Here is a 12,012-nt window from a genome sequence, read left to right as displayed (position 1 = left end):
TTACTTCCCCAAGACGCCTTCGCGGATCGGGTGCGGAGTCGCTCCCCCTGACGGAACCCCTCCCGGTTCCTCCGACCCCCGAACCCGAACCCCCCGGCCCGAACCCCGAGTCCGACCCCCGAGCCGAGCCCCCCGGCCCGAGCCCCGGTCGACCGGCGCTAGTCGTGCCCGGTCAGGGCGGCGAGTTCGGCGGGAGTGGGTCGGTCGGTCCGGTCGCACGCCGAACGCCGCTCGCGACGCGTCCCGCCGACCGGGCGAATGATGGACGTCATGCCCTGCTCCTGTTCCCCGAGGCGGACCCTTGCGGTCCGCTTCCCAACAGGGACTTGTCTACAGGGAGCCGTTCCCGACACACAACGGGTCCTTGACACAATTGATCACTAAGAGTGAATCAAGGCTACGAAATGGCCAAAGAGGTTTGTTTCAGGCGTGGTTGTCGAACGGCGCGACAAGTGAACGCAAAAGCCCGGCCAGGGCCGCCTGTTGCTCGATCGTCAGGCCGGCCAGGATGGCCCGTTCCTGGTCGAGCAGCTCGGCCATCGCCGCGTCGACGCGATCGCGGCCGTCGTCGGTCAGCCGGACCAGCACGCCACGCCGATCGTCGGGATCGGGCAGTCGCAACACCAGGCCCTTGGCGGCGAGGCGGTCGATGCGATTGGTCATCGTCCCGGAGGTCACCAGGGTCTGGGTGAGCAGTTGGCCGGGCGAGAGCTGATACGGCGCGCCGTCGCGACGCAGCGCGGAGAGCACGTCGAACTCCCACGGTTCGAGGTCGCGCGCGGAGAACGCGCTACGCCGGGCGCGGTCCAGGTGGCGCGCCAGTCGGGTGACCCGGCTCAGTACTTCGAGGGGTTCGACGTCGAGGTCCGGGCGCTCCCGCTTCCACGCCGCGACAAGCCGATCGACCTCGTCTTTCATGAATTCATTCTAGCGAGTCGTTCGACGCCGAGCCTCTTGATGTCGAGATAAGACTGAGCAATATCCGACACTTTCCTCCCGGAAGCGAGCGGCTTCGGGCGTGCCGGAAATGCCTGGTCCGGTTCGGGACCGGCTGACAGGCTGAGCGTATGGACCGTACCCGACGCGTCGCCGACGCGGCACGCGCACTGCATGGCCTGGCTCTGGGCGACGCCTTCGGCGAACAGTGGTTCGTCCTCAGGCGCAAACACCCCGACCCGACCGAACGTCAGGCCCGCCGAATCGCTCCGGATGCCGCGTTCTGGCAGTGGACGGACGACACCGCGATGGCGCTGTCCGTGCTGCGCATCCTGCACCTGTGCGACGACGTGGATCAGGACGCGCTGGCCGCGCACTTCGCCGCGTCGTACGAGGCCGACCCGCATCGCGGCTACGGCGCCTCGATGCACGGCGTGCTGCGCGCGATCCGCGAGGGTGAGCCGTGGCGCGAGGTGACGCGCCGTCAATTCGAGGGCCAGGGCTCGTGGGGCAACGGCACCGCGATGCGGGTCGCGCCGTTGGGCGCGTGGCACGCGCACGCGGGACTCGCCCACGTCGCGGCCGCGGCCGAGCGCTCGGCCGCGACCACGCACGCCCACCCGGAGGCGGCGGCGGGCGCGGTCGCGGTGGCGATCGCGGCGGCGCTGGCGACCCGGGGGCGGGACGAACCGGCCCCGGATCCGGTCGAGTTCCTGACCGAGGTGGCGGAGCACACGCCGGAGGGAGACGTGGCCTCGGGCATCCGGACCGCGTCCCGACTGCCGGCCACGTCCTCGGTCCCGCACGCGGTGAGCGTGCTGGGCAACGGCTCCCGAATGAGCGCGCCCGACACGGTCCCGTTCGCGTTGTGGACGGCGGCACGCCGGCTCGACGCGCTCGAGGACGCCCTGTGGGACACCGCGCGGGGCATGGGCGACGTGGACACCACGTGCGCGATCACGGCCGGTGTGGTCGCGTCGCGCACGGGCCTGCGCGGCATCCCCGACAGCTGGCTCGCCGCCCGCGAACCGCTCCCGACCTGGGTCGACACCGGCGGCGTACGGCCGGAGAACCGCTACCGCCCCGGGCCGCTCCCGGTCGCGGCGCCGGCCGAGCCGTTCGGACCCGGGCACCAACCCGGTCGAATCGGGTAGTGGACCAACTGCGCGAGGCCGGCGTGATCCGCGGCTTCCACGCCCGGGTGGATCCGCACGCGTCGGGCTGGAGCACCGAGCCCCTGGTGCTCGGCACCCACAGCACGATCGTGCTCAGCAGGCTCCTGGAACACACCAAGGGCGGGCCGCTCGGCCCGCCCTTGGTCACCACCGACCAGGCCTCACCGGGAACCGGCGAACGGCTCCCGACCCGGATTCGGCTCGGGTTCCGCCCGGATCCCGGCTCGGGTTCAGATCAGGCCCAGTTCGCGCACCGCGTCGCGCTCCTCGGCCAACTCCCGCACCGAGGCGTCGATCCGGCCGCGGGAGAACTCGTTGATGTCCAGGCCCTGGACGATCTCCCACTTGCCGTCCTCGCAGACCACCGGGAAGGACGAGATGAGGCCCTCGGGCACGCCGTAGGAGCCGTCCGAGACGACACCCATCGAGGTCCAGTCGCCGTCGGCGGTGCCGTTGACCCAGGTGTGCACGTGGTCGATCGCCGCGTTGGCCGCGGACGCCGCCGAGGACGCGCCGCGCGCCTCGATGATCGCCGCGCCGCGCTTGGCGACGGTCGGGATGAAGGTGTCCGCGAGCCAGGTCTGGTCGTCGACCACCTCGGCGGCGTTCTTGCCCGCGATCTGCGCGTGGAAGACGTCCGGGTACTGGGTGGCCGAGTGGTTGCCCCAGATGGTCAGCTTCGCGATGTCGGTGACCGCGACGCCGGTCTTCTTCGCGAGCTGGGTCAGCGCGCGGTTGTGGTCCAGGCGGGTCATCGCGGTGAAGCGCTCGGCCGGTACGTCCGGCGCGTGCTGCTGCGCGATCAGCGCGTTGGTGTTGGCCGGGTTGCCGACCACGAGCACCTTGATGTCGGACGCGGCACCGGCGTTGATCGCCTCGCCCTGCGGCTTGAAGATGCCGCCGTTGGCGGCCAGCAGGTCGCCGCGCTCCATGCCCGCGGTGCGCGGGCGGGCGCCGACGAGCAGGGCCACGTTCGCACCCGCGAAGCCGTCGGTCGGGTTGTCGAAGATGTCGATCCCGGCGAGCAGCGGGAACGCGCAGTCGTCGAGCTCCATCGCGGTGCCCTCGGCGGCCTTGACCGCCTGCGGAATCTCCAGAAGGCGCAGGCGCACCGGGGTGTCGGGGCCGAGCAGGTGACCGGAGGCGATGCGGAACAGCAACGCGTAGCCGATCTGACCGGCCGCGCCCGTGACGGTGACGTTGACGGGGGTACGGGACATTGCGCGCGGGTCTCCTCTGCTGCGGCGGGATCCGACGCCGATGGCAGTCCGCCGGTAGCTCGGCATCGAGATACTTTTCGCCGCCACATTACTCCCGCCCCGGGGCCGCTCGGCCAACCACCGGTGTGAGGTTCGCCCCGAAGCCTATTGCACCGCCCGGTTTTCGTTTCCGCGGAGCCGGCCGATAGGTTCGTGACTCACCGAAGCCACCCACACCCGGAGGGTGACCACATGCATCTGTCGGACCTTACCGAGACGACCTGTGTGCCCACCCCCGGCCGACTCGAGCCGTCGGTGCGGCCCGCCGCGCTCGAGACGATCGACGCGGTCGTGCTCGGCTGGGTAGACAACGCCGGCATCACCCGGGTCAAGGCGATCCCGTACTCGCGCCTGGACGCGGTCGCCACGCACGGCGTGGGCTTCTCCCCCGTGTTCGACGTCTTTCTCGCCGACGACTCGATCACCGCCGGCTCGCTGGTCGGCGGCCCGGCCGGCGATCTGCGGCTGATCCCCGACCTGGCGGCACTGCGCCCGCTGGCCGCGCAGCCGGGCTGGGCCTGGGCGCCGGGTGACCGGTACACCCAGGACGGCGTGCCCTACCCGGGCTGCCAACGTGCCTTCGCCCGGCGGATGACCGCGCGCGCCGGGCTGCGCGGGTTGTCGCTGCGGATGGGCTTCGAGGTCGAGTGGATCACCGGCACCGAGGGCCCGGACGGCTCCTTCGTCCCCGCGTTCCACAAGGCCGCGTACGGGATGACCCGGATGGTTCGGGTATCCGATCAACTGCGCGAGCTGATCCGCGCGCTCGCCGCCCAGGACGTGAGCGTGTTGCAGGTGCATCCGGAGTACGCGGCGGGCCAGTTGGAGGTCTCCGTCGCGCCGGAGGACCCGGTCGGCGCGGCGGACACCACGGTGCTGGTGCGCGAGACGATCCGCGCGGTCGCCGCCCGGCACGGACACGCGGTCTCCTTCGCGCCGTGCGTGCTGCCCGGCGAGGTCGGCAACGGCGCGCACCTGCACTTCTCGCCGTGGCGCGACGGGATGAACCTGTGCCACGGTGGCGAGGGGCCGCAGGGGCTGACCCGCGAGGGCGAGGCGTTCCTGGCCGGGGTGCTGCGCGAGTTGCCCGCGCTGCTGGCGATCGGCGCCCCGGGCGCGGCCGGCCACCTGCGCTTGGTCCCGGACCGCTGGGCGGGCGCGTACCGCTGCTGGGGCCTGGAGAACCGGGAGGCGGCGCTGCGGCTGATCACCGGGATGGCGGGCGAACGGCAACACGCCGCGAACGCCGAACTCAAGTGCTTCGACGCGACGGCCAATCCCTACCTGGTGGTGGGCACGGTGATCGCGGCCGGACTGGCCGGCATCGAGGACGAGCTGCGGCTGCCGGCGGAGGTGGCGGGCAATCCGTCGGCCGTCGCCGGCGTGCCCCGACTGCCGGAGTCGCCGGCCGCCGCGCTGGAGGCGCTGGAGGCGAGCGCGGTGCTGCGCGAGGCACTCGGCGAGATCCTGTTCGACGCGATCACGGCGGTCCGCCGCGCCGAGATCGCCCGCTCGGCCGGGATGACCCCGAGCGAGATCGCGGCCGACGCACGCCGGCTGTACTGACCCGCCCACCGGCACGTCGAGGAGCCGACCCCTCGACGCGCCGGGCGGACGCCGACGATGCCCGGGACGTGTCCGCGATCCCCCGTCGGGCGACCGAGGGCGTCGAGGACACCACTAGTGCCGTACTAGGAGCCGGTGCGCTTGGGCACCCACGGCAGGTCGACGAGCGGATCGGGGATGCTCAGCCCGAGCAACAGCACCGCGACGCCGAAGAACAGCAGCACGCCCACGTCCGTGAACCGGCTGCGGACCGCCAGCACGCCCACGTCGGAGACGAACAGCCGCAGTATCGCCGCGATCAGGAAGGTGCCGGCGATCAGGATCGCGGCGATCCGGAAGCCGTTCAGCGCGGCGGTCAGCAGCGCGGCGAGCAGGCAGCCGAAGACCACCATCGCGGGCCACTCCCGCAACGGCCCCGGTCCGGCCGGCGAGGCACCGCCCTCGGGCGGGTAGGTGCCCGGCTCCTTCCTCCTGCCGTCCTTGCGTCGCCCCCGAGCGGTTGCCACAGGTCCCACCTCTCCTCATCTCGCCGGCAGCGGATCCGCGCCGGACCCGGGTGCGGCGGGCACGCGTCGCGGGCCCGTGCCCACGCCCGTGCGGCCCCCGCCCCGAGTCCGGCACGGTCCGATCACAGGCTGGTGACCTGCCGCTCGGCGGCCTCGATGACGTTGGTGAGCAACATCGCGCGGGTCATCGGACCCACCCCGCCGGGCATCGGGGCGACCCACGCGGCCTTCTCGTACGCCTCCGGGTGCACATCGCCGACCAGGCCCTGCTCGGTACGGGTGATGCCCACGTCGAGCAGCACCGCGCCGGGCTTGACCATGTCGGCGCTGATCAGTCCGGGCACCCCGGCCGCGGCGATGACGATGTCCGCCTGGAGCACGTGGAACGGCAGTTCCTTGGTGCCGGTGTGGCACAGGGTCACCGTGGCGTTCTCGGTGCGGCGGGTGAGCAGCAGGCCGATCGGACGGCCGACGGTGACGCCTCGGCCGATCACGCAGACCTCGGCGCCGTTGATCTCGATGTCGTGCCGGCGGAGCAGTTCGACGATGCCGCGCGGGGTGCACGGCAGCGGCGCCTCCTGGCCCAGCACCAGCCGGCCCAGGTTCGTCGGGTGCAGGCCGTCGGCGTCCTTGTCCGGGTCCATCAGCTCCAGGACCCGGTTGGCGTCCAGGTGCTTGGGCAGCGGGAGCTGGACGATGTAGCCGGTGCAGGCCGGGTCCGCGTTGAGCTCGCGCACCACATCCTCGACCTGTTCCTGCGTCGCGTCCGCGGGCAGGTTGCGCTGGATGCTCGCGATGCCCACCTGGGCGCAGTCGCGGTGCTTGCCACGCACGTACGAGTGGCTGCCGGGGTCGTCGCCCACGAGCACGGTGCCCAGACCCGGCGTGATGCCTCGGGCCTTCAGGGCCTCGGCCCGTACGGCCAGTTCGGCTTTGATGGCGGTGGCGGTGGCCTTGCCGTCGAGGATCTGCGCCTTCAAGTTCTGTCTCCTGGTCCACGGTTCCGGGCCGGTCGTTGAGATTGTCCCGTATCCGAGCCGGCCGCGCGGCGGGCCCCGTGCAGAAGGCGTACCGGCGGGGCCAGGATGCGCTGTTGGACGAACTCGGGCAGTTGCCAGGTCGGCACCGGCTCGTTCGCCCGGGCGATCGCCTCGCCCAGCCGTTTGAGGTGTTGGCGCGGCACCGGATGCCCCCACAGGTCCGGCAGTTCGGGCGGCGTCGGGGGGCGGCGCTCCTCGGCGGCCGAGGCCAGTTCGTTGAGATAGGCGTCCAGACGGGCCAGGTCGTCCTCGGGAATGGGTTCGGGCGGTGTGCTGCGGTAGGTCTCGGGCGCGGTCATCAGCCGGTAGCCGAGCCGCTGGGCGGTCACGATCGCGGGCCACAGCCGTTCGGCGTCCAGGCGGCGGCCGGTGAACTCGCCCAGCGCCGCCTCGTACACGCTCCACAGGTCGAGCAGTTCGCGGCGGGCCGCCCGGCGGGTGCTGCCCCACGCGCGATCGTCCACGATCTGCCCGGTGACCGTGGCCCGCAGCAGCAGCCCCTCGGCGCGGATGGTCCGGCCCAGTTGGCGCGGCAGTCGGGTCGCGGACGCGCGCGGCCACAACACCAGGCTCGCGGTCAGGCCGACGGCCAGGCCCAGCACGGTGTCGATCAGGCGCGTGGCGGCCAGGTCGCCCACATGCGCGCCGGGTTGGCCGGCGGCGGCCAGGAAGAGGCCGACGGGGGTCACGCACGCGGCGGCCACGGCGAGGTTGCGGGCGATCACCGTCTGCGTCGCGCCGAACAGCAGCGCGACCGCGATCACCACCAGCCATTGGTTGGGCATCAGGTCGTGGAAGAACAGCGCGATCACCGCGACGCCCACCAGCGTGCCGATCGCCCGTTGCAACACCCGGCCGAAGTCGAGCACGACATTGCCGCCCTGGAGCGCGGCACCGGCCGCGATGGCCACCCACACCGGGTGCACCACCGGCAACAGCGCGGCGGCCAGCGTCGCCGAACCGACCCCGAGCCCGGTACGCAGCGCGGTCGGCGGGACCAGCGACGCGCGGTCGAACGCGGCGCGCAGGCGCTCGCCGGCGGTGGGCCGCCGACCGGGGATGATCTCGCCCTCCTTGACCGCCGGCCGACCGGCCGCCTCGGCGGCGGCCTTGAGCACCGTGCGCAGGAGGCGTTCGGCGGCGGTCTCGGTGTCGGCGAGCACCGCGGGCATGACCGGGACCAGTTTGGGCCGGCCGACCGCACCGGCCAGCGCGCGCACGGTGTCCGGGATCTCCGGCGGCAGCGGCCGGGTGCGCTCGACGGCGAGCAGTTGCGCGGCCTGGAACAGGTCGAGCGCCCGCCGACACAACACCCGCAGCCGACGTGCCTCACCGGTACGCCGGTTGCGCTTGGTGTCCGCGCGCAACACGGTCACCCACGCGCTGTGCACCGTCTCGGACGCGCGGTGTCGGGCGGCGTCGCTGGGCTGGTCGCCGATCGCGGCGAAGAAGTCGGCGAGCGCCTCGAAACAGGCCGCGAGCGCCATGTGCTCGGGGTGGCGCGGGCGCAGCAGCCAGCCGGACATCGACACCAGCCACGCGCCGGCCGCGCCCGCGAGCACCAGCGCGGCCCGTTCGGGGACCATGTCGGGTTGGTGCGGCAAGAACGCGCCCATCGCGCAGACCAGGGTGAACATGTAGCCGCCCGGGCGGTCCACTTGCAACGCGCCGCACAGGAAGGTGGCGACGGTGGCGACCAGGGTGATCACCGGGACGTACAGGAGCGCGGTGCCGGCCGCGAGCGAGCCCAGGGTCAGCGACAGGGCCAGCCCCAGACCGACCAGCGCGAGGGTGATCGCCCGGCGCGCGTACGGCTCCTTGGCCGCGTACAGGACGGTGTAGCCGCCGAGCGCGGCGAAGGTGGCGTAGCCCAGGCCCAGGGTCGCGGTGACGATCGCGAACGGGATGCCCACGCCGAGCGCGGCGCGTGCCCCGGACGCCCAGGTGAAGCCCTTGCCGGTGAGTGTGACCAGCGGCTTGATCTGGTTCTGCGGACCCAGCTCGGGCGGGTGTACGGCCGGGAACGGCGGCAGCGTCGGCGGATCGGACGAGGTCGCCGAGGGCCCCGGCGGCAACGCGAGTTGTGCGCGTTTCGGCTGGGGTCCGGGTGTCGCCTGATCCTGCATCCTCCTATGCAACGCACCTTTCGCGCGGAATGCCAAGTCCCCCACCATGACCCCGGTCACGGCACCCGCCGCGGACCTACCGCGCGCCAACCGCCGAGGTGTAGGGTGCCGCCTCCAACAGGCTCCGGGCGGTGGGGGCGACATCGCGGCCCGTTTCGGCGTTCGCGTGTCGACGAAACCCGGAACCATCGCGCCGCGTATCGCGTGTACGCGCGTTCTCAGGGGAGAGTTCCGCATGTCCCAACCTCCGGGTCCGTACGGCCCGCCGTCCGGCTACGGCGCCGAGGGCCAAGGCCAGGGCTACGGTCAGCCCGGCTATGGCCAACCCGCCTACGGTCAGCCGAGCTACGGTCAGCCGGGCTATGGCCAGCCGAGCTACGGCCAACCCGGTTACGGTCCACCCGCCGGCTACGGCCCGCCGCCGAACATCGGCGAGTGGTGCGCGAGCTGGGGCCGTCGGGCAGGCGGGCTGCTGGTCGACGCGCTCGTCATGCTGCCGGTCTCGATCCCCTATATCGCGGGCTACATCTGGTTCCAGGACAAGACCACGGTCACCGAGAACCTCGACGGCAGCGAGACGACCGAGTACGACGGCGGTGCCGGTCCGGTCATCCTGATCGTCATAGGCGGCCTGATCTCGCTGGCCTTCCAACTCTGGCAGTTGTACCGCCAGGGCAAGACCGGGCAGACCATCGGCAAGCGCGCCGTGGGCATCAAGGTGCTGCGCGAGAGCGACGGGATGCCGACCGGCTTCGGGATGGCGTTCGTTCGCTGGCTCGCCCACTTCCTGGACTCGCTCGCGTGCTTTCTGGGCTGGCTGTGGCCGCTGTGGGACGACAAGAAGCAGACGTTCGCGGACAAGGTCTGCTCGACGGTCGTGGTCAAGGTCTGAGCACCACCCCGATCCGAGCGGCACTCTCATCACACGCGCGAGGCGCGACCCCGCCGGGGTCGCGCCTCGCGTGCCTTCACCGCGGCCCGGTCACCCGGATCGCGGTCGAGCGGTGGACTCAGTGGAAGAAGTGCCGGGTCCCGGTGAGGTACATGGTGATCCCGGCCGCACGTGCCGCCTCGACCACCTCTTCGTCGCGAACCGATCCGCCGGGCTGGACCACCGCGCGCACACCGCCCGCGATCAGCACCTCCAGGCCGTCGGCGAACGGGAAGAACGCGTCGGACGCGGCGACCGAGCCGGCCGCCCGCTCGCCCGCGCGCGTGACCGCCAGCTTGGCCGAGTCGACCCGGTTCACCTGGCCCATGCCCACGCCCACGGTCGCGCCGCCGGACGCGAGCAGGATCGCGTTGGACTTGACCGCGCGCACCGCGCGCCAGGCGAACACCAGGTCGCGCAGCGTCTCGGCGTCGGCGGGCTCGCCGGTGGCGAGCGTCCAGGCGGCGGCGTCGTCGCCGGGCGCCTGGTAGCGGTCCGCGTTCTGCAACAGCAGGCCGCCGTCGATCTGGCGGAACTCGGCGGGCGTGCGCGGTGCCTCGGGGGCGCGCAGCACCCGGATGTTCTTCTTGCGGGCGAGCACCTCGACCGCGCCGTCCTCGTAGTCCGGCGCGACGATCACCTCGGTGAAGATCCCCGCGACCTGCTCGGCCATCGCGACGCTCACCGGTCGGTTGACCGCGATCACGCCGCCGTAGGCGGACACCGGGTCGCTCGCGTGCGCCCTGCGGTGCGCCTCGGCGACGTCCTCGCCGATCGCGATCCCGCACGGGTTGGCGTGCTTGATGATCGCCACGCACGGCTGCTCGTGGTCGTACGCGGCACGCCGGGCCGCGTCGGTGTCCATGTAGTTGTTGTAGGACATCTCCTTGCCGTGGAACTGCTCGGCGCCCGCGAGGCCGCCGGTGCCGTCCACGTACAGGGCCGCCGCCTGGTGCGGGTTCTCGCCGTAGCGGAGCACGTTCTCCCGGCGGCGGACCGAGCCGAGGAAGGCCGGGAAGCTCTCCTCGTCGGCCGGCGCGTAGCTGTTCGAGAACCAGGAGGCGACCGCGACGTCGTAGGCGGCGGTGTGCCCGAACGCCTCGCCCGCGAGCCGCTTGCGCTGCGCCGGGTCGAAGCCGCCCGCCTCGAGCGCGGCCAGCACGTCGGCGTAGCGGTCCGGGCTGGTCACCACCGCGACGGAGGGGTGGTTCTTGGCCGCGGCTCGGACCATCGACGGGCCGCCGATGTCGATCTGCTCGACGCACTCATCCGGGGTCGCGCCCGACTCGACGGTCTGCGTGAACGGGTACAGGTTGACCACGACCAGGTCGAACGGCCGTACGTCCAGCTCCTCGAGCTGCGCGCGGTGCGACTCCAGGCGCAGGTCGGCCAGGATGCCGGCGTGCACGCGCGGGTGCAGCGTCTTGACCCGGCCGTCCAGACATTCCGGGAAACCGGTCAGTTCCTCGACCTTGGTCACCGGCACGCCCGAGGCGGCGATCCGCCCGGCGGTGGAGCCGGTGGAGACCAGCTCGACGCCGGCCGCGTGCAGGCCCTGGGCCAGTTCCTCCAGGCCGCTCTTGTCGTACACGCTGATCAACGCGCGACGGATCGGGCGGCGTGCCTCGTCCTCGGTGGCGGGAGTGGGGGTGGGGGTGGGGGCGGCGGAAGTCATGCGGGGATCCGGACCTTTCTTCCTTCGATGCGGTAGCCCTCGCGGGCCAGCCGGCCCACGACCTCGACGAGCAGGGTGCGCTCGACAGTCTTGATGCGCTCGTGCAACGCGTCGCCGCCGTCGGCGTGATCGCCGTCCTCGACCGTGACGACGCCCTGAGCGATGATCGGCCCGGTGTCCACGCCGGCGTCCACGAGGTGGACCGTGCAGCCGGTCACCTTGGCGCCGTACGCGAGCGCGTCCCGGACGCCGTGCGCGCCGGGGAACGAGGGCAACAGTGCGGGGTGGGTGTTGACGGTGCGTCCCTCGAAGCGGGCCAGAAAGCGCGGGCCCAGGATCTTCATGAAGCCGGCCGACACCACCAGATCGGGTTCGTACCCGGCGACCGCGTCGGCCAGCGCGGCGTCCCAGCCTGCCCGGTCCGGGTGATCGGCGACGCGTTCGACGAAGGTGGGCACGCCCGCCCGCTCGGCCCGGGTCAGCCCCGCGATGCCGTCGCGGTCGGCGCCCACGGCCACCACGCTCGCGCCGTACGCGGGATCCGCACACGCGTCGAGCAGGGCCTGGAGGTTGGTGCCGGAGCCGGAGACGAGGACGACGAGCCGGGCCGGCCCGGGGGTACGCGGGGCGTGAACGGCCACTGCTTTCAGGCTCTTTCCGGAAGGAAGGGCGGGAGAGGCACCACACGGATTCGGGCTCTCGCCGGGATCTCGTACGGGGCCGGCGGGCGTTCCCCGACAGGAGGCGGGAACACGGAGCGACGCCCGTACGTCGGCAACGATAGCGTCAGGGGGTAGG

10 protein-coding genes are annotated in these 12,012 nt (G+C 72.4%); 3 read left to right on the top strand and 7 right to left on the bottom strand.

Translation table 11 applies throughout. The features are described from left to right. Nucleotides 1-423 precede the first annotated feature (423 nt). Nucleotides 424-918, bottom strand: coding sequence for a MarR family winged helix-turn-helix transcriptional regulator (locus tag OG948_RS22700; RefSeq protein WP_406298254.1), 495 nt, complete (start codon nt 916-918; stop codon nt 424-426). 149 nt (nt 919-1,067) lie between these two features. Here OG948_RS22700 and OG948_RS22695 point away from each other — a divergent pair, with 149 nt between their 5' ends. Next, entirely contained in the window at nt 1,068-2,090 is a 1,023-nt protein-coding gene (locus OG948_RS22695; RefSeq protein ID WP_406298253.1) for an ADP-ribosylglycohydrolase family protein, read from the top strand. Nucleotides 2,091-2,341: 251 nt separating this feature from the next. Here OG948_RS22695 and OG948_RS22690 read toward each other — a convergent pair whose 3' ends face one another. Next, complete coding sequence (locus OG948_RS22690) at nt 2,342-3,331, bottom strand: malate dehydrogenase (protein ID WP_406298252.1); 990 nt, start codon at nt 3,329-3,331, stop codon at nt 2,342-2,344. A 231-nt stretch (nt 3,332-3,562) separates the two neighbouring features. Between OG948_RS22690 and OG948_RS22685 the strand changes: the two genes are divergently transcribed. Continuing rightward, entirely contained in the window at nt 3,563-4,936 is a 1,374-nt protein-coding gene (locus OG948_RS22685) for a glutamine synthetase (RefSeq protein ID WP_406298251.1), read from the top strand. 125 nt (nt 4,937-5,061) lie between these two features. Here the strand turns inward: OG948_RS22685 and OG948_RS22680 are convergent, their stop codons facing one another. The 3 genes from OG948_RS22680 to OG948_RS22670 all read right to left on the bottom strand — a co-directional run bounded on the left by OG948_RS22680 (nt 5,062) and on the right by OG948_RS22670 (nt 8,608). After that, a complete protein-coding gene (locus OG948_RS22680; RefSeq protein ID WP_395869943.1) occupies nt 5,062-5,442 on the bottom strand; it encodes a DUF3017 domain-containing protein in 381 nt (126 codons plus the stop codon). A 122-nt stretch (nt 5,443-5,564) separates the two neighbouring features. Beyond that, nucleotides 5,565-6,422 carry a bifunctional methylenetetrahydrofolate dehydrogenase/methenyltetrahydrofolate cyclohydrolase gene (locus OG948_RS22675; RefSeq protein WP_406298250.1) on the bottom strand — a complete coding sequence of 286 codons (858 nt, stop codon included), beginning with the start codon at nt 6,420-6,422 and terminating at the stop codon, nt 5,565-5,567. Next, the gene (locus OG948_RS22670) at nt 6,419-8,608 is read right to left on the bottom strand and encodes an FUSC family protein (RefSeq protein ID WP_406298249.1); all 2,190 of its coding nucleotides are present in this window, start codon (nt 8,606-8,608) and stop codon (nt 6,419-6,421) included. The genes OG948_RS22675 and OG948_RS22670 overlap by 4 nt, the downstream gene beginning before the upstream one ends. Nucleotides 8,609-8,843: 235 nt before the next feature. Between OG948_RS22670 and OG948_RS22665 the strand changes: the two genes are divergently transcribed. Next, the gene (locus OG948_RS22665; RefSeq protein WP_406298248.1) at nt 8,844-9,500 is read left to right on the top strand and encodes an RDD family protein; all 657 of its coding nucleotides are present in this window, start codon (nt 8,844-8,846) and stop codon (nt 9,498-9,500) included. Nucleotides 9,501-9,618: 118 nt separating this feature from the next. Here the strand turns inward: OG948_RS22665 and purH are convergent, their stop codons facing one another. Then, nucleotides 9,619-11,214 (bottom strand): bifunctional phosphoribosylaminoimidazolecarboxamide formyltransferase/IMP cyclohydrolase, encoded by a 1,596-nt coding sequence (gene purH / locus OG948_RS22660; RefSeq protein ID WP_406298247.1) that lies wholly within the window; start codon nt 11,212-11,214, stop codon nt 9,619-9,621. Further along, on the bottom strand, nt 11,211-11,855 hold the full coding sequence (gene purN / locus OG948_RS22655; RefSeq protein ID WP_406298246.1) for a phosphoribosylglycinamide formyltransferase: 645 nt from the start codon (nt 11,853-11,855) through the stop codon (nt 11,211-11,213). Before purN ends, purH begins: the two co-directional genes overlap by 4 nt. Nucleotides 11,856-12,012: the final 157 nt, after the last annotated feature.

Source organism: Embleya sp. NBC_00888, assembly GCF_045207655.1.
In the GTDB taxonomy this organism is placed as follows: Bacteria; Actinomycetota; Actinomycetes; order Streptomycetales; family Streptomycetaceae; genus Embleya.
The sequence above is the reverse complement of the archived record's forward strand: the minus strand, read 5'-3'. Positions and strand labels throughout refer to the sequence as shown.